Below are 18,835 nucleotides of genomic sequence, written 5' to 3'. Positions count from 1 at the left end.
ACAATACATTAAAACAATACAGAAAGGCAATAGTTTGACGGGACAAAAAAATACTCAATATGGATATCATGAAGATATTTACACTGCGTTAGATGCTATTACGGAAGCTCAAAAAATCGCATTTTCACCTATTTTTTTTCAAGCTGTTCTTTGTATGAGAAACAAAGGTCTATTGGCTTGTCTGGATCGTGCTGGTAAAAATGGTGCTGATTTTGATCAAATTGTCAGAGAGGTTTCTTTATCTGATTATGCTATTGAAATTTTATTGGATGTTGGATTGAACATGCGTGTTATTTATCAAAAAGAGACACGTTATTTTCTGGGTAAAATAGGTCACTATTTATTGCATGATAAAATGACAACAGTCAATATTAACTTTACTCAAGACATTTGTTATCAAAGCATGTTTTATCTGCAAGAAGCGTTAGAAACCGGTACTCCTGCTGGATTAAAAGTTTTTGGGGATTGGCCAACTATTTATCCAGCGTTGCAATCTTTACCAGAACAAGCTAAAAAAAGTTGGTTTGAATTTGACCATTTTTATTCTGATCACTCCTTTCCGGCTGCTTTTTCGCATATAAGCCAATTAAATCCCAAACATATTTATGATGTGGGTGGCAATACGGGTAAATGGGCGATGTATTGTGCAAAACATTGTTCGGATATAAAAGTAACGTTATTGGATTTACCTCAACAAATCGCTGTTGCGGAACAAAATATTAAACAAGCTGGTTTTGAAGATCGTATCGATGGGATTGCTGTTGATTTATTAACTGCTGAGGCCTTGCCAAATAAAGCTGATATTTGGTGGATGAGTCAATTTTTGGATTGTTTTAGTGTCCAACAAATTACTCATATATTAACACTCATTCATCATAGTATGAAAGATGATGCAACCCTATGTATTATGGATCTTTTTGGAGATAGACAGAGCTTTGAAGGCGGTGCATTAAGTGTCAATGCATCTTCTTTATATTTTACTTGTTTAGCAAATGGCAATAGCCGTTTTTACCATTCTAAAGTGTTTTATCAATGTTTAAGCAGCGCAGGTTTTTACGTTGAAAAAGACATTGATGGTCTAGGTTATGGTCATACTTTGTTAATATGTAAAAAACGTTAATTAAAATTAATCAATAATATTCAAGGAGTAAACAATGAAGTTTTTAAAATTTATCATAGCTGCTGTTTTCGTTTCACTTTTATTTGGTTGTTCTGGTAAGTATCAACAACCACAAACCTTTAACACACCAGTACAAGGTCTAACTAAGGAACAAGTAAAAAGAGCAATTTTAGATTCAGCAACAAAAGGGCATGCAGCATTTGGTTCTTGGAAGCTTCAATCAATTAATAGCAACACTATTCGTGGTTCTTTATATAATCGAAAATTTGAAGTTGTGGTCGACATTCCTTATTCAGCAAAAGGGTATTCAATTAAATATGTATCGGTTAGCGATAATTTAAAAGATAGCCGTGGCAATGTTCATCGTAACTATAATCGTTGGGTAAATAATCTAGACGCTAAAATTAGGGAAAATATTTTTAAAGCAAAATAATAAGCTCCGCTATATTTAGTTTTACTTAGTGTTATTTAAATCGAAATATGAGTAATAAGCTCCATTTATTATTGGGCTTATTACTCCCTATTCCAAACAGTCTTACTCCAAATATATTTTGAATATAAAGTATCTAAAGTCATCAATTAATCACTTTATTAACGATGAGATTAATTGTTAAAAATGAATATCTATTAATCTAATTGCGATTTAATATAAAACCATATTCATACAAATTGATGAATATGGTTCCATTCTATTACATATCTTTTTTATGATTCATAAATCATTATGCTTGAGGACAATTATTATGTTTCAATGGCTTTCAAACTGGATTTTAGATGGACTTAAACACTCCCCTGAAATTTTATTATTTTTATCGTTAAGTTTAGGGTATTTGATTGGTGGCATTCGGATGGGAAAATTCCAACTTGGTGGTGTCGCTGGTTCATTACTTGTTGCCGTTGCGTTAAGTGTTTTTGGTGTGACTATTGACGCAGGCGTTAAAGCGATTCTTTTCGCACTGTTTATTTATGCAGTAGGTTATGAAAGTGGTCCTCAGTTTTTCCGCTCACTGGGCGTTAAAACATTACGCGAAATTTTCTTAGCATTATTTATTGCAGTTGCTAGTTTTATAACTGTTGTGGTATTAGCTAAAATATTCAATTTAGATAAAGGTCTTGCTGCTGGTTTAGCGGCAGGTGGTTTAACCCAATCTGCTATTATGGGTACGGCTTCTGATGCTTTAAGTCAACTTGGATTAAGTGTCGAAGAGTTAAGAAAAATGCAAGCAAATGTCACCATTGGCTATGCGGTAACTTATATATTTGGTTCACTAGGTGCCATTATTGTGTGCGTTAATATTTTGCCAAAAATCATGGGGAAAGATATCGCCGATGATGCAATTAAAGCACAAGCTGAACAGCTTCATGGATCACTCTTATTGGGGGCTGATCAAAATCTAGCTTTATCAGATATTAGTGGTCGTTTATATCGTATTTCAAACAAAATCAATCAAACCGTTGCGCATGTGGAGCAAACTGTTAATGGTATTAGCATTGAGCGTATCAAGCGTGGCAATAACATTATTGAAGCAACACCAGAAACAGTATTAAAGTCGAAAGATATCATTCTAGTTGTTGGTCACCGTGATGCAATGATTAAAGCGCATGATCTACTTGGTACCGAAGTTAATTCAGCATCAGGTATGGACGTTGTGATGAACAAGCTAGATGTTGAAATGCGTAACAACAAATATGTAGGACAAAATCTTACACAAGTGCTCACTTCTGACGAAGTCATGAAATTAAAACATGGTATCTATCTTGTGGCTATTCATCGTGATGGTCAATCTCTTCCCCTTAATAATGATATCTATTTAAAACTAGGTGATGTTATTACCATTTATGGTGCTGATGGTGATCTTCGTCGAGTGGTTGATAAAATCGGTGCGCCAATTACTAAAAGCGAAAAAACTGACTGGATATTCCATGGGTTAGGGCTTGTTGTTGGTCTTATTATTGGCTTAGTTGTGATTCGTGTTAGCAATATTCCAATTACTTTAGGTGCAGGCGGTGGTGCGCTTTTATCTGGTTTATTATTTGGTTGGTATCGTTCTGTTCATCAAACTATTGGTAATATTCCAACTGGTGCAGTGCAACTTTTAAAAGACTTTGGCTTAGCAGGTTTTGTTGCTGTTGTGGGTCTCAGTTCAGGTCTTCAAGCGATTAATACTATTAAAGAACAAGGTTTATCCCTATTTTTAATTGGTGTGGTTGTGACCTTATTACCGATGCTGCTTGCCATCTATTTTGGTAAATATGTGCTTGGCTATAAAAATGCAGCAGTATTTGCTGGTGCGTTAGCTGGAGCACGTAGTGCTAATCCTGCTTTTGGTGAAGTGCTTAATAAAGCTGGCAACTCAACACCAACTAATTCTTTTGCTATTACTTATGCTTTAGCTAATGTCTTCCTAACTTTATTAGGTCCATTAGTTGTTGCTTTTGTTTAATTGATATATCAAATTAAGGATACAAATGTATGAAAAACAATACACAATACAGCCAATATGCTAATTTAAGTCCTTTTGAATTGAAAGATAACTTAATTAAACTGGCACAAAGTCATACTGATCGCGTAATGTTAAATGCAGGAAGAGGCAATCCTAACTTCCTTGCGACTTGGCCTCGACAAGCCTTTTTTCAATTAGGTGTGTTTGCAACTCAAGAATCTGAAATGTCATTTTCATATTTAAATGAAGGCGTTGGTGGTATGCCAATCAAAGCTGGATTAACAGGACGCTTTGAACATTTTATTTGTCAAAACTATAACACTCCTGGGGTTGCCTTTTTAGGTAAAGCTTTTTCTTATATTCGTGATCAACTTGGGTTGGACGAAAATGCTTTTTTACAAGAGATGGTAGAAGGTATTTTGGGATGCAATTACCCAGTACCTGACAGAATGCTACATTTTAGTGAAGATGTGGTTAAAGCCTATATTTTACAACAAATGGGCGCTCAATATCTGGATCGTGATAACATCGATTTATTTGCCGTTGAAGGTGGCACAGCTGCCATGGCTTATATTTTTAATTCAATGAAAGAAAACGGTTTAATCCAAAAAGGCGATAAAATTGCTATTGGTGCGCCAATATTTACGCCTTATCTTGAGATTCCTGAACTCAATGACTATCAACTAGTTGAGGTGTTAATCAATTCTGATCCTAATGCAAATTGGCAGTACCCTGAGTCAGAATTGCGTAAATTAGAAGATCCATCAATTAAAGCCTTTTTCGTTGTTAATCCATCTAACCCGCCATCAGTTAAAATTGATGATAAAAGTCTAAAAATTATTGCTGATATTGTTAAAAAACGCCCTGATTTGATTATTCTAACCGATGACGTTTATGGTACATTTGCGGATGATTTTCAATCTTTATTTGCAATATGCCCACAAAATACCATTTTAGTTTATTCATTTTCTAAATATTTTGGTGCGACTGGTTGGCGTTTAGGTGTCATTGCCACAGCTCGCGATAATGTTATCGACAAAACAATTAAAGCATTACCAAACAAAACTAAACAGATCTTAAATAAACGCTATAGCTCAATTGTTACTGATCCAGAAAACCTAAAATTTATTGACCGACTAGTGGCTGACAGCCGTGCGGTTGCATTAAATCATACTGCCGGTCTTTCAACACCACAACAAGTACAAATGGTTTTATTTGCATTATGCGAAATGATGGATAGCGATCAAAGTTATAAATCTGCATTAAAATCACTAATCCGACGCCGTGCAGCATCACTTTATCAACATTTAGGTCTTAAACATCAAACGGATGAAAACAGTGTAGATTACTATACGCTAGTAGATCTTGAACATATTTGTCGAGAATTATACGACGATAATTTTGCAAAATGGATCCTAAAAAATAAAAATCCATCTGAAATGTTATTTAGAATTGCTGATGAAGCAGGGGTTGTATTATTACCAGGTAAAGGCTTTGCCGTACAGCATCCATCAGCTCGAGCTTCGTTAGCTAATTTAAATGAGTACCAATATGCCGCAATTGGTTTATCAATGCGCAAATTGGCAGAAGAATATTATGATGAGTATAAAGCTAAAAACAAATAACTAAATAGTTATACTAATAACCCACACAAAACCCTAGGTAATCTAGGGTTTTTATTTACTAAATAAAACATCATTTCACTATTTATTATAAGAACAAATAAATGCCTTATAAAAATAGGTTAGAAAAGTTATTGATTTTATTTGATTTTTTATTTTTCTATTCCTGGATTCAAACATGAAGTGCAATTTTCAACAATATTTCACATAACAACATATTTCGTACGTTTTTATAGAATTACTCCTCTGCATCTGATAAATTTTTTAATTTGGATGGTTTTGAGAAAAGAATAATAGCTAACTGAATAAAAAAGCCGATAAAAACAGCAAAAATGCAACTATTCACACCAAAATTTGCACTTATGTATACGCCTAGAGCAGCCCCTAAAGGTCGTGCTCCAAAAGTAACAGTCATGATCACCGATGATATTTTAGCTATCATATTACTAGGTGTAACTAGCTGTCTTAGTGATACTGTAGATATAGTCCATATAATAGGTCCAAATCCAAAAAAGAAAAAAGAAATAAAAACTAGTTCTTTGACAGGATATATAATAGTTAAAAGCATCAATATTGAGGCTAAAAAAGCAGATATAGGTCCTAAAGTCAGTTGAAACCCAAAATTTATTTTTATAGAAATAAACTTGTATAGAAATGATCCTATTAGCATTCCTAAACCAATTAAACTTAATGAAACTCCAACTTCAAAGGAGTTAAAAGAAAGATTATTGATAACGTAGTAAGCAAAAATCGATAATAATAAATACTGCGATAAATTAAAGACAAAAGCAGTTGTAGTTATCGGCATTAGATATTTATTTCTGACTAAAAAAATAAAACCATCACATAGTTCTTGAAGTACGTTTCTTCCTGATTTTTTTGTACAGGCTCCTTGGGTAAACATATTAGAAAAAAGGCGCTGATTATCGAGAGTAAAAAAAGCCAATATGAATGCTAATCCCCCAGAAAAATAGCCGGCAAGAATACCACCCAAAGCAGGACCAGCAGTGAAAGCGATGCTTTTAGCAATTTCTATTGATCTATTGGCATTAATCAACTGATCTTTTATGACAAAAGATGCTACTAAAGCTGGACTAGCTACACTGTAAATAACAGTACCAATTGCTATAAAAAAACCGAATAATGCAATTTTATTTATTGACAGATTCCCTGAAAACGTCAAATAAAATAATATAAATATGGCTGCCGCACAAACTATTTCTATTACAATCATTAGTTTCTTTCTAGATACTTTATCTGCAATTATTCCCATTGGGATCGATAGTAATAGAAAAGGTAAAGTATTTATCATTTGTATAAATGCTGTTTCAGATGCTGAAGCATGTATAGATAGCACTGCTATAATCGGAAGTGCTGCTATTATTATTTGTTCAGAGAACTGCGCGCATAAATTTGAATAAGAAATCTTATGAATTAGCAATTTTTTCATCTTTTCTTCCCATTATTTTTTTATTTTTGTTAATAGAATGTTATAAGCGTTTTTTAGCAAAGATGTAGTATCGGCGAGCCCGGATACTGCCGTTGTTCGCGTGTTCATCTATATGCAAATATACTTTTATTTTGTTATTATTAAGTTTTTCATACATCAAAGCGGCCTCTTTTAAGAGAGGAGCTTTTTTGCAGCAAATAAAATACAAGGAGGATATTTTCTGAGATAATAATCATTAATATTTAAGGCAGAAAAATACTCACAATCACTATTTATTTTTCTCCTAGATAAAGGCTTGTAAAAAAATGCATTTTGTCTTGAAATTCTTGACTACAGTCTTTAACCTCTCGTTTACAATTGAAGGATTGTCAGCATACCTATTTTAATTTCTTAGATTTTCCATTTGTTATTCTCCTTATATTTGTACTTCTTGTTTATTTTTATATTTTGACTATATTTACATTTACTCAATCTTGCTTATAATCCGAATCTTGCTAAGATGTTAAATTGTTGTTGTTAATAATGAAAATTCAGTTTTCATGCGCTTTCCAGAATTGTAATTTAGCTTTCTATTAATTTTCCTTTTTATATAACCACCAAACTTTATTTGTCCTGTCTTGATTCTTTTGCTACTTTTTTACGAAGCTCACTTTGATGATTACCTAGTTCATGGTGTTTGATCCCATATTTTAGCTCCTTCCCAACCGATTATGGCTGCTTTACGGTCACTGCCCCAATGATATTGCCCTAGTAATCCTGTTGATTTTATAACTCTGTGACAAGGAATTAAGAATGCCACAGGGTTATCGCCAATAGCCCAGCCAACCGCACGACTAGCTTTGGGGTTGTTTATCTTGTGTGCTATGTTGCTATAGGTTGATAGTTTGCCCATAGGAATTGTCAACAAAGCCTGCCATACCTTAAGCTGAAAATCAGTACCTTTAATATGTAGTTTTATTTTATCTAGTTTTGACCAGTCTTGTGTAAATACGAATGTTGCATTTTGTTGAATCTGGTCTGTGTATTGTCGATATTGAGCATTAGGATATAGCTTTTTCAATGACTGAAGTGCTGACTTTTCATCCTTAACAAAAGCAATATAACAAATTCCTTTTGTTGTTGATGCAACGATAGTTTCACCAAAAGGGCTTTCAACAAAACTGTAATTAATTGATAAGTTTTCACCGCCATTTTTATATTCTCCTGGAGTCATACCTTCAATATCAATAAACAAATCGTGCAATCGGCTCGTGCTTGACAAACCCAATTCATAGGTGGTATCCAATAATGAGGCGTTTTCTTCTTTTAGGAGATTTTTAGCGTGAGTTATACTTATATATCTTAGAAATTGTTTAGGACTAACACCAGCCCAATTAGAAAACATACGTTGAAAATGATAAGAACTTAAATTTACATGCTCAGCTACCTGTTCAAGTGTCGGTTGGGATTTATAATTTTCATTCAAATATCCGATGGCTTTTTTTATTCGATCAAAATCTATCTGTTTTTGTTTATGCATTATAAATACTCCTTTTCAGCTAGCTGATAATGCTATGAAAGAAAGTTCTAATGTTAGCGGCTTCTTTTTATGGACTATCTAATCCGCATACCCAGTTAGTATTCCATTTTCACCAGTTACTCAATGTCAGTGAATCACTATTGCTATTATGTTATGTTCATTGGAATTAATCACAGCTCTAATAGCTAAAGTCTTACTCATTTTGCATGGTTAACCCATAGTAAGTATGGGTGATACCGTATAGTATCATCAATAAAGTGTGCTATATTTTTTTCTGAAAACCAGTATCAATAAACTCTAAAGACACATCAAACTTTATCAATTGTCTAATTTGCCTAATCTCTCGTAATAACGCACTATATTCAGGAAATACAAGCGTATAAATACCTTTATTCGAACTAGCTGCAATCATCATTCCGAAGTTTTCTTCCATACGCATTGTTTGAATTTTTTATTAGTATTTGACCTTTGATTAGCTTTATTAACCAATGTTGTATAATTATTTATTGATAACTTATTTGTGTTTTTCTCTATGATAAGTCTTGATAATATGCAAGATCACAACGATTAAAAAGCCGAATCTTGCTATTAAAATAACTCACTTTGTGAAATAAATAACGATTGCATTGGTTTATCTTTAATTGTGTTTGTTTCAAGGGAACAGCCTATTTAGGGGGTATTACTGTTACCGTGGTTTTTCAAATTATTTCAGATAACGCAAGTATCTCAAGTCGACAATCACTTTAGTGTTCATTCATTCCATTAATAGAAGCTAAAGGTTTATTTCTTTTTTGAGAATGAAACAAAACATAATAATGTCATAAATGTCAGTATAGCTACAGCGCACCACACAGCACTCCATCCATAGCCATGGGCGATACCAGCAATGATAATAGGGGTTAGAAACGAAGTGATAAATACGGTAGTACCAACCATACCCAAGGCTGTCCCTGCGCGTTCAATACCTGCTTTTACTGCTACCTCAGTATAAGCAATACCATGCCATGCATGGCCAAATAAACCAGTTAGCACAACAAATACAATCCCCATATATGTATTATTTACCATTAAACAGAGCATCAAGGAGGCTATTCCGCCAAGTATGGCGTAGTATTTTAATAAGGGGATACGATTCTTTTTTCTGTCTGTATAGTAGCCTGACCAAATTCTGAGTATTCCGCCGCCAATCTGCACACCAATGAGAATAACAGAGATTGATGTTAAACCTATATGTAGGATATCGCGCATATAGATACCGCCAAATGTAAGTACTGCCATTTGAGGTACCGTTAGAAACCCCGCGGCCATAACTACTCTCCAGACTTCAATACTTTTCAGCGGTGAGGGAATAGTAAGCATTGATTTGGATACATATTTTGATTCGGCATGTTTAGTGTTGATAAACAACACAACCACAAGACCAACGCTCAAGCCTGCGATGGCTAACACGGTAAACATCAGTTCAAAACCATATGAATAGGCCAACCAAGGTAGTAGTCCTGTACCAATCGCTCCGCCAACCGGGATTGCAGTTTGGCGAACACTCATGGCAAATCCACGTTCACTATCATCAAACCATGACATGACTGTTCTGCCTGATGATGAGTTAATACTACCGCTGAAAGCCCCTGTTATTGCTAGGGCTGCGCCCAAGTGTAGATACTTGATACCTCCAGGCGAAGCCTCTGGTGTAAGTGATATGGCGATTAAAGCATATACTATCGCTGATGACCATAAGCCGAGAATTAGAACTTTTTTGTCACCTAGTTTATCGGTGAGTAGCCCCCAAAGTATTTCTGAAGCCGCAACGCCTAATCCCATCGAACCTAAAACAAAACTAAGCTCGTATAATGAAAAATGATAGGCATCTCGCATTAAAATTCCGGTGATAGGAATGCCAGCAAAGCCCATGGCAAATGTTGCTTGTGCTAGAACGCCAATTGCAAGCACAAACCAACGATAATTATTTTTTTTATCCATTTTTTTCCCTTATTCTAATTACATACCAAGTGGTATGTTTCTATTTTATGGTATCATGTTTTTTATATAAGTAAATTTAAATAAATTTAATTTTTATATATAGATATTGATTGTTTTGATTTCAGTTAGTAAACGGTTGACTTTTACATTGACATACTAATTGGTATTTTTTGTTTTTATTAATTTTATTGGAGACAATAATGACTAATGCAGCAATTAATGGTTTTGGTCGTATTGGGAGTAGTTTTGTACGTGCATTACAGGATTGTTTACACGATATCAAAGTTTTTGCGATTAATGATCTGGGTTCAATTGATCAACTTGCTCATATTTTAAAATATGACACAGCTTTTGGCCGGTTTGCTAAAAGCACGATGTAATAAAAGATTGCAGTTTATCAGGAATCTAATTCTGAGAATTTACTCTGGGAAAAACACTAAGTTGATGTGGTACTAGAATCAACAGGCGTGTTTAATGATGGTAAAAAAGCACAAGCTCATCTTAAAGCCAACGATAAGAAAGAGCTTATTTTTACACCTGCAAAAATGTTGATTTAACCCTTGTACAAGGCATTAATGACTACTTGTATAACAAAGATGGACACCACATTATTTCTAATGCTTCATGTACTAAAAATTGTTTAGCGCCTGGCCTTTGGTTAAAGTGTTGTATGAGAATTTTAGAATTAAATTAGATTTTATAACAACCATTCATGCTGGCATGTAGGATCAAAATTTTCAAGATGCACCACATCGTGATATGAGACGAGCTCAAAGTGCAGTTCAAAGTATCGTTCCAACCTCAACGAGATCTGTGCAATCAATTGACCTTTTTATTCCTGAATTAAAAGGCAAATTATTGGGGGGGATCAGTACGTGTCCTTGTAATTGCAGGTCAATGATAGACCTTACGTTAAATCTAGATAAAAAAGTGACAGTATAATTAGTAAATGATACTATCAAAGAAATCACTAGCTCGAAAAAAAATGGATAAAGCTATTTCATCTGATATGATTCATAATCCAGCCTATTCAATTTTGATTCTAAGCTAACTAAGGTGATTGATGGTAACTTAGTTCACTTATAATACAATGAATAACGAAAAAAACGCGAAACAAAATTCCAGAGAAAAGCTAATTCTAGCAATGGCTGATCTCTTATTAGAAAAAGGCCTAGCGAATACTAGTCCTAAGGACATTTTAGAATGGTCAGGTGTTGGGCAAGGTAGCCTTTATCATCACTTCGATGGTAAAGAAGATTTAGCTTCACATGCCATAATCTATAATGTAGAACAATTTATAGGCATTAATAATACAGTGCTAAATACTGATAAAAATGCCTATAATAAACTTGCAGATCTGCTATTAAAACCCCGTAATATAGATAGAGGCTGTTTAGTGGGGCAAATGGCTCGGGATCGTTCTATTATGGAAAATCCCAATTTAGCCGCAGAGGTTACTCGCGGATTTGAGGCAATGAAACAAACATTAGAAAGCCTTATCAGAATGGGTATTTCTGATGGTAGTATTGCTAATACTCTTGCTCCTTTAGAGGCGGTAACACTTATCTTATCCACTTTGCAAGGTGCTTATATTTCCGCAAAAGGGTTGCAAGATGATTCATATTTTCGTCTGACAATTAATTCGCTATTGAAAATATTTACGCCAAAATCATAGTTTATTTGTGTTAAATTTGAGTTGAACTATGTAGGTAAATTTTAGAGTACTTACGAAATATATAAGATTATGTTCAAAGCAAGCGATAGATAAGTTAAACCATCACGCATGATGCAATAATGTAAGTTATTTTATTATTTAATTATCTTACTACTATTTCAAAATAGACATAAACCATTCCACTGTTTTGGGATCTTGATGTGAGAAGAATAAGCTATGGCCGGTATCTAAAGTAGCAATTTCCACCATTTCTTGCTCTGAAAGGGTAAAGTTAAATACATCAAAATTTTCTTTCATCCTAGCTTTTTTGGTGGGTTTTGGAATAACAACAATACCATCTTAAATAAGAAAACGCAGTGCAACTTGAGCGACTGATTTTTGATGTGTTTTTACCGATTTCAATAAGTACTGGGTTTGGGAGGAAGTTGTTTTTCCCTTAGACAAATGGTCCCTATGATATTGATCCTCGCCAAAAAAGTGGACAAAAGCTGCCTCTATGATATAAACAAAAATCATAGTAGACAAATATCATGGTCAAAAAATTTAGTATCGAATGCAAACAACAATCGGTGGATTATGCGTTATCTAATGCACACCTTTCTATCAGCGAACTTGCCAACCATCTAGGTGTGGGTAAATCAACCCTAGATAAATGGATTAGACAACTTTCCCCGAATAAAACCAGCCGTCGAGAGTTAACGGCTGAGCAACAGCGGATGATGGCGTTAGAAAAAGAGATTAAAGAACTGAAAATGGCCAATGATATACTAAAAAAGGCGCATGTGTACTTCATCAACAATCCAAGTCGGTGAAGTACGCTTATATGAAAAGCATTTAACCTGCTATCCCGTTACTAAGATATGCTCATTACTTGGTGTCAGTTCATCGGGTTATTATGCTTGGTTAAAAAGAGCAAACAAATCAGCCAAACAACTCAGCGAGTATATTAAAAAGCAGTATTGGCAACATAAGGCTCGTTTGGGTGCGCCAAGCCTGCTTCATGATGCTAGGGAAGCGGGCTATCAAGTTTCAGAAAGGACAATTAGCCGTGTTTTGCAACAATCGGGATTACGGAGTAAAGCAGCACGTAAATTCAAGTATAAAACAGACACGACTCATCGCAATATTGCGCCCAACACATTAGATAGACAATTTAACCCTGATAAGCCGAATACGACATGGGTAACCGATATTACTTATATTAAAACGGGTGAAGGTTGGTTATATTTGTCGGTGATTATCGATTTATATGGACGAAAAGTAATTGCTAGGCAAACGAGTCGCTACATAGACCGTCATTTAGTGTGTAATACATTAAAACAAGCCTTATTGTGGCGTCATTTTCCTAAAAATGTACTCATTCATAGTGACCAAGGAAGCCAATATTGCAGTGCTGATTTCAAGCAGTTATTGTTACAATATGGACTCAGGCAAAGCATGAGTCGAAGAGGAAATTGGCTAATAAAGCACTATTTGAATATATTGAAATCTATTATAATCGGATACGCCGTCATTCAGCTAATGGCTGGGTATCACCTGAACAATATGAACAACAATATTACCAAAACGAAAAAATGATAGAGGTGGGCACTGTCTAATATTTTGGCGAGGATCAAGAAAAGTATACCGTTACACTGTATAAGTGGTTTAGAAAATTAGTTTAAACAGAAAAAATACCTTATTCAAGTTGAAATCTGCGTCAGCGGTTGAGACTCTTTATAATACATTCAATTGTTCAATACTGAATAAGTGGCTTAGCAGTATCGTTGAATAAGCGAAAAAAAACGGAACTCACATGTTCCGTTTTTTTGTATATTAAATCCTTGTATTCACTCGGCCAAAGAAAATATAGACAATAACCGCTAGAAAACCAAAAACCAGAGACACAAAAAACATTGCCTGATAAGCGCAGTTTATTGAAATTATTTGATGTTGAGTGAGGTTGATTAATATTCCTGATAGTACGCCTCCAAATGCACCACCAATTTGCTGTGTAACACGCGTGATAGCGCTCGTGTCCTTAATTTGATTTTTATCACAGAACTCAAATGGAGAAGAGAGAACAGCAATCGTGGCGACGCCTAATCCGGAACCTCGAACAGTAAAACCGATAATTTCAAAGGCATCGCCACCTACTTGAATTATTAATATACTTATTGCTGATATTATTAATCCTACACCAATAATTAGAAATGAATTTATCTCACTTAGAGATTTATAAATAAATTTTCTAGACAACCAGGCACCTAAACCTTGTAGAGCTAGCAACATACCAATATATGTAATAGATATATTATCATTTATTGCTTGTATTAAAGGAAAAAAAATCATGAAACCAAAAAAGATAAGTGACGTCAGAAATCCCATAATTATTGCAAACGAATATTGAATACAACTAAATGAACTTAAATCGATCAGTTTACTGTCTGACTTGTTATTAATAATAAGCGAAATCATCATCAAACCAATACCTAAAACTAGCATAATAATATTAAAAATATCAAAAAAATGCCCAGAAGTGATATTTTTAATAGAGATGAAAAATATTATTAAAGCAATTAAAAATGTCATTAACACATAAATATTCATATTGTATTTAGACGTTTTATTATCAGGCATTGTCGTCCTACCAAATAAAAAGGCCATAAGTACTAAAGGTATGTTGATAAAAAAAGCTATTCTCCAATTTAACTGTTCTGATATGATTGCTCCAAAAATTGGCCCTAGTGCAGGGGCAAAGACTGACGGAATAGCAATCAATGCCATAACCGGCTTTAGTCTTTCCTTACCAAAATAAGTTGCTATTGTAGATTGAGTAATAGGAATTAAAATTCCTGCACCAAAACCTTGTAGACATCTATACAAGATTAAAGAAACCAGATTATATGAAAATCCAACTAATATAGAACCAACAAGAAAGACAAAAATTGAGCATACCCATGCTTTCTTGAGTCCAAAATTTTCATGTACATAAGGTGATAGTAATATGCCAGCTGCGCAAGCAAGCATATATATGGTAACAGCCCATTGCATATAAGCATAAGAGGCATTAATGTCATTCGAAATTGAGGGTAAAATAACATTAACAATACTGCTATCTAATAATGGCAATATACTAGATAGTGTCATAGCAAACACTAACTTTCTTTCTGAGGTTGTCAGGTCAATCGATTGTTTCATATTAAACTCTTTCCAGATTATATTGAGTTGCGCCTCGTGTATATATTCCACCGAACGTTGGTGGTGTAATTTCTTTATAATTTTTAAGTATTAAAACTAATTTTTGAAGGGCGATATTTAATTGCATATTTGTAAATTGAGCACCAATACAAGCATGAACTCCCATTCCATATGAAAGATGTTCCTTAAATTCTCTTCGTGGATTGAATGTGTTTGGATGTTCAAAATATTTTTCATCTCTATTTGCTGATGGTATTAAGGAAAATATTAAATCTCCTTTTTTTAAGTTAACACCTTCAACACAACTATCATCCTCGACTTGGCGTGGAATTAAATGAACAGGTGGTGTAATACGTAAGCTTTCCTGCAAGATACTATTAGTGCTGCAATAATTGGAGATAACAAGATCAATATAAGATTCATTTCTATAAAGGTGATAGATACAACTTGCTAAAACTTTATCAACTGGTTCTGAAGCTGCAAGTAAGATGTTTAATGAAAGTGCGACTATCTCACTATCACTTAATATTTCACTTTTATTACTATTATGAATAATAAAATAAATAATATCATCTCCAGCACACTTTTTACGTTCATCGATTAAATCCAATATCACTTTTTCCAATTCTTCAGATGCAAATAGTGCGATATCTTCAGTAAACATGTTTTCCTTTCATTTTATACCTCTTTCTAGACAGCTAGCTAATAAAAATATATATAACCTTAATTATTTCAATTGATTATATTAAATAATATTTTTTTAAATCATTCATGATTTATTGCTAATTTATTTTTAATATATATAGTTATATTTATTTTATTTGAATTAAGTTGGGCTAATTTAGGATAGTTAGTAAAACAAAAATTTACTAACTAATTCCAGCCACAAAATATTACTTAGAGGCCATATAAATGAATATTTCACTCATTTCTCCAGAGGTCGCTTCTTCTGATAGCGAACCTATGATTATATCGGCATCACTCAAATCCCCATCAGTGAAAGTAACAGAACGTCATCATCACTCGAGAGGACAACTAGCTGGTACATTACAAGGTTTAATTTCAATTGAAGTGGAAAGTAGTCAATGGGTAATACCCGCAACTCATGGTATATGGATACCTCCAGATACACAGCATTCTCTTCTCGGATCACATGGACCATTCCACGGATGGAGTATCTATATACAAAAAAGCGAATGTAATAATCTGCCGAATAAACCCTGCATGCTAGAATTATCTAGTCTATTGCGTGAAGCAATTACCCGAACCATGACATGGAATAATTCAGAATTGCAACCCGAGCATAAGCGATTGATGGCAGTGATTGTCGACGAGATTAGTATAACCCCTCAAGTTGAGATAGCACTCCCAATGCCAAAAGATATTCGTTTGTTAAAAATTGCTTTAGCTTTGTCTGATAATCCTAGTGATGATAGAAACATTAATGAATGGAGCGTTTGGGCTGGGATTTCTCGACGCTCATTAACTCGTCGATTTACAAATGAAACTGGATTTAATTTCACAGAATGGCGGCAGAAACTACGTATGTTAAAAGCTTTAGAGTTGCTTGTTGCGGGCAGACCTATTACAGAAATTTCTTTAAATTTAGGTTATGATAATATTAGTGGTTTTATTGCTATTTTCCGTCGAAATTTCGGGGTAACTCCAGGTAACTATCAAAAAGCAATGAGAAATAACCACCCATGGAGAAACTTTAATGACACTATCATTCAAAATGATAATTATATTAATAATAAATTAATAAAATAAAACTTTTTCAGGTTTCATAACCTCAGTATATATTGAGAAGATCTCTACACATCACACTGTAACGGTATACTTTTCCTGTCCATCCAATGACAATACCGATACCATGTCACTAGTATTATTACCATCAATTTTAAAAATATAGCGATTATGAGGCACACCGTTCACCAAAGCAGTGAGAGTGTTTGCCATTTGTTTCATCGTATCCATGATCATTCCTTTATTATTATGTAGACTAATTTTTTACTTGTTATAAGTTTAATTAGCTCTTTAACTAATCGGTAACGATAAACGATATTACTTAATTAAAATACGATGTTTTTTTGATCGGATCAATCATTTTTACATTTCAACAATATTTGACAGTCAAAGTCAAGATTGATTCAGTTAGTAGTATATAAACGATAATACAGTGTATTTTAGGTATGCAATGCCTGAAATACTCTGTACAAACAGTAATGTTTTCCACACATAATGTCATTATTATCAATTATTAAAGCTCGTTTAAGTTGTGATGGTCTCAGTCCCAAACTAGATAAACATGTTCTGCTAAAATGAGCCGAATCAGAAAATCCCATATCACTGGCTAATGTTGTCAGTGTTGTAGGGGAGTCAAGTATATCAATTACATCCTGTAATCTTTTCCACAATAGATAACCCCTGAAATTAATACCCAACTCAGAACGAAAAAGATGAAGAAAGCGACTTTCAGAAAGGTGTATTTTTTCAGCGATTTCCCTCGATGAAATTTGCTTTATGGGTAATGATGAAATAATAGAGACGGCTTTATTAATGCGGTTATCTTGATCACATGAACAACTGGGATCTGACTCACATAATAGCTTATAGACGTGATAAAGATCAAATGGTTGGCTAATAGTAACAGATTTCATAAAATAATTGGCAATTTTTAATGCTTCTTCGTTAGTAAGAAAATAAACAGGGTTAATGTCAGTAAAATGCGATAATAAGTGATAATAGGGATCTTCTGGGTCAATAAGCAAATTAATACAACAGACATCTGGTGCGCTCAGTTTATGGGGAAGATTTGAGTGAATAATAAAACCAAATACATCTTTTTTTTCATCTTGTGTTTCTAGCTCAAAAGACATATTGTGCAATGATATTGTCAATTGAAGAGAAGGGTGACGATGCCAATCCGTCGTGATATTATATATAAAAAACAATGTAGATAAATTTTGTCGGTGTACTTTAACTAACAAATCATTGCCTAACATGATATTTTATCCTTGCTAAATAAACATCCTTGTTATTAAAATAAGTAACATAAACCATATAAAAAGACTATGCATATATTCATAATTTGATTAACTTAAACCAACTAAAGGATAACACATATCATGTATAAAGTTAATCAAGAACAATACAAACGTATTTTTGGCTATTTTAAACCTATCACCAAAAACTTTATTATAAGATCTCAAAATATTTCGCAATCTTTTTGCCATTTTTCAGTAGATAATTTTAATATTAATAATTTTGATTATTTACCATTAAAATTAAAAAAAGATATTCAATACTTTCCAGTAAGAAGAAAAATAGAGTTCTTAGCCGGTAGAGTGTGTTCTGCTACGGCATTAGAAAACTTATTGCATGATGGAGAGTATTACTGGAGACTAAAAAGCTCCAACGGAGCAGTTTTATGGCCTAAAAACATAGCTGGTTCAATATCGCACTCTAATAATTTTGTAACTGCGGTTACACTAAAACACTCAAAGGAGTGTTCAAAGCATAGGAGTTGATATAGAAAAAATAATGTCCACTCAAAAAGCAATTGATTTAAGTCACACGATCCTAAAATGCCCTACTCCCTGTGACATGATAATGGACATAACACATTACATCACTTTGGTATTTTCAGCCCAAGAGAGTTTATATAAGGCGTTTAGCTCCACTGGTATTACACTTTCATATGAAGATATCTTTTGCATAGATGTAAACAAAGAAAAAAAATATGTACATTACATGTTGGTAATCCGATCAATAAAGTTTTTGAAGTTCATTTTTATTTTTCAAAATATTATAATCTTGTTATGACTTATGTATTTATCTAACCG

At 33.7% G+C, this 18,835-nt stretch carries 17 protein-coding genes and 2 pseudogenes; 11 read left to right on the top strand and 8 right to left on the bottom strand.

Translation table 11 applies throughout. The features are described from left to right. Positions 1-34: 34 nt before the first annotated feature. The 4 genes from GQ598_RS00380 (at position 35) to GQ598_RS00365 (ending at position 5,189) form a co-directional block, all read left to right on the top strand. Positions 35-1,120: a class I SAM-dependent methyltransferase gene (locus GQ598_RS00380; protein ID WP_160401849.1), complete on the top strand. Its 1,086-nt coding sequence runs from the start codon at positions 35-37 to the stop codon at positions 1,118-1,120. A gap of 34 nt (positions 1,121-1,154) precedes the next feature. Continuing rightward, positions 1,155-1,553 (top strand): hypothetical protein, encoded by a 399-nt coding sequence (locus GQ598_RS00375; protein ID WP_160400158.1) that lies wholly within the window; start codon positions 1,155-1,157, stop codon positions 1,551-1,553. 310 nt (positions 1,554-1,863) lie between these two features. Further along, positions 1,864-3,564, top strand: coding sequence for an aspartate-alanine antiporter (gene aspT / locus GQ598_RS00370; RefSeq protein WP_160401848.1), 1,701 nt, complete (start codon positions 1,864-1,866; stop codon positions 3,562-3,564). Positions 3,565-3,593: 29 nt separating this feature from the next. After that, entirely contained in the window at positions 3,594-5,189 is a 1,596-nt protein-coding gene (locus tag GQ598_RS00365) for a bifunctional aspartate transaminase/aspartate 4-decarboxylase (RefSeq protein WP_085248216.1), read from the top strand. Positions 5,190-5,424: 235 nt separating this feature from the next. Here GQ598_RS00365 and GQ598_RS00360 read toward each other — a convergent pair whose 3' ends face one another. The 3 genes from GQ598_RS00360 to GQ598_RS00350 form a co-directional block, all read right to left on the bottom strand. Further along, complete coding sequence (locus GQ598_RS00360; protein ID WP_160401847.1) at positions 5,425-6,636, bottom strand: MFS transporter; 1,212 nt, start codon at positions 6,634-6,636, stop codon at positions 5,425-5,427. A 667-nt stretch (positions 6,637-7,303) separates the two neighbouring features. Further along, entirely contained in the window at positions 7,304-8,155 is an 852-nt protein-coding gene (locus tag GQ598_RS11240; RefSeq protein ID WP_160401846.1) for a methylated-DNA--[protein]-cysteine S-methyltransferase, read from the bottom strand. Between the two features lie 780 nt (positions 8,156-8,935). After that, the gene (locus GQ598_RS00350) at positions 8,936-10,135 is read right to left on the bottom strand and encodes an MFS transporter (RefSeq protein ID WP_160401845.1); all 1,200 of its coding nucleotides are present in this window, start codon (positions 10,133-10,135) and stop codon (positions 8,936-8,938) included. 200 nt (positions 10,136-10,335) lie between these two features. Between GQ598_RS00350 and GQ598_RS00345 the strand changes: the two genes are divergently transcribed. The 3 genes and pseudogenes from GQ598_RS00345 to GQ598_RS00335 all read left to right on the top strand — a co-directional run bounded on the left by GQ598_RS00345 (position 10,336) and on the right by GQ598_RS00335 (position 11,810). Then, complete coding sequence (locus GQ598_RS00345) at positions 10,336-10,515, top strand: aldehyde dehydrogenase (RefSeq protein WP_160401844.1); 180 nt, start codon at positions 10,336-10,338, stop codon at positions 10,513-10,515. A gap of 358 nt (positions 10,516-10,873) precedes the next feature. Further along, positions 10,874-11,077 (top strand): annotated as a pseudogene (locus tag GQ598_RS11280) (type I glyceraldehyde-3-phosphate dehydrogenase); the annotation flags it as partial. Positions 11,078-11,279: 202 nt separating this feature from the next. Then, positions 11,280-11,810, top strand: coding sequence for a TetR/AcrR family transcriptional regulator (locus GQ598_RS00335; protein WP_160401842.1), 531 nt, complete (start codon positions 11,280-11,282; stop codon positions 11,808-11,810). 153 nt (positions 11,811-11,963) lie between these two features. On the opposite strand, the gene GQ598_RS11040 is transcribed toward GQ598_RS00335, so the two are convergent. Further along, positions 11,964-12,107, bottom strand: a complete 144-nt coding sequence (locus tag GQ598_RS11040; RefSeq protein WP_202112618.1) for a hypothetical protein — start codon at positions 12,105-12,107, stop codon at positions 11,964-11,966. Between the two features lie 233 nt (positions 12,108-12,340). Here GQ598_RS11040 and GQ598_RS00325 point away from each other — a divergent pair. After that, positions 12,341-13,408 (top strand): annotated as a pseudogene (locus tag GQ598_RS00325) (IS3 family transposase). Between the two features lie 217 nt (positions 13,409-13,625). Here the strand turns inward: GQ598_RS00325 and GQ598_RS00320 are convergent. Both GQ598_RS00320 and GQ598_RS00315 read right to left on the bottom strand, forming a co-directional pair. Beyond that, the gene (locus GQ598_RS00320; RefSeq protein WP_160401841.1) at positions 13,626-14,990 is read right to left on the bottom strand and encodes an MFS transporter; all 1,365 of its coding nucleotides are present in this window, start codon (positions 14,988-14,990) and stop codon (positions 13,626-13,628) included. A 1-nt stretch (position 14,991) separates the two neighbouring features. Continuing rightward, on the bottom strand, positions 14,992-15,654 hold the full coding sequence (locus GQ598_RS00315) for a cytochrome P450 (RefSeq protein ID WP_160401840.1): 663 nt from the start codon (positions 15,652-15,654) through the stop codon (positions 14,992-14,994). Between the two features lie 248 nt (positions 15,655-15,902). Between GQ598_RS00315 and GQ598_RS00310 the strand changes: the two genes are divergently transcribed. After that, positions 15,903-16,760 (top strand): helix-turn-helix domain-containing protein, encoded by an 858-nt coding sequence (locus GQ598_RS00310; protein ID WP_160401839.1) that lies wholly within the window; start codon positions 15,903-15,905, stop codon positions 16,758-16,760. A gap of 51 nt (positions 16,761-16,811) precedes the next feature. Here the strand turns inward: GQ598_RS00310 and GQ598_RS00305 are convergent, their stop codons facing one another. Both GQ598_RS00305 and GQ598_RS00300 read right to left on the bottom strand, forming a co-directional pair. Then, positions 16,812-16,967, bottom strand: a complete 156-nt coding sequence (locus tag GQ598_RS00305) for a hypothetical protein (RefSeq protein WP_160401838.1) — start codon at positions 16,965-16,967, stop codon at positions 16,812-16,814. A 209-nt stretch (positions 16,968-17,176) separates the two neighbouring features. Further along, positions 17,177-17,995: a helix-turn-helix domain-containing protein gene (locus tag GQ598_RS00300; protein WP_160401837.1), complete on the bottom strand. Its 819-nt coding sequence runs from the start codon at positions 17,993-17,995 to the stop codon at positions 17,177-17,179. A 123-nt stretch (positions 17,996-18,118) separates the two neighbouring features. On the opposite strand from GQ598_RS00300, the gene GQ598_RS00295 reads away from it, so the two are divergent. Together GQ598_RS00295 and GQ598_RS11275 are read left to right on the top strand one after the other, a co-directional pair. Then, positions 18,119-18,520: a hypothetical protein gene (locus GQ598_RS00295; protein WP_160401836.1), complete on the top strand. Its 402-nt coding sequence runs from the start codon at positions 18,119-18,121 to the stop codon at positions 18,518-18,520. Between the two features lie 13 nt (positions 18,521-18,533). After that, complete coding sequence (locus GQ598_RS11275; RefSeq protein ID WP_160401835.1) at positions 18,534-18,815, top strand: hypothetical protein; 282 nt, start codon at positions 18,534-18,536, stop codon at positions 18,813-18,815. The last annotated feature ends 20 nt before the right edge of the window (positions 18,816-18,835 follow it).

Origin of the sequence: Gilliamella sp. Pas-s95 (assembly GCF_009795795.1) — a bacterium.
Lineage (GTDB): Bacteria > Pseudomonadota > Gammaproteobacteria > Enterobacterales > Orbaceae > Gilliamella > Gilliamella bombicola.
This window is presented reverse-complemented; position numbering and strand designations above follow the sequence as displayed.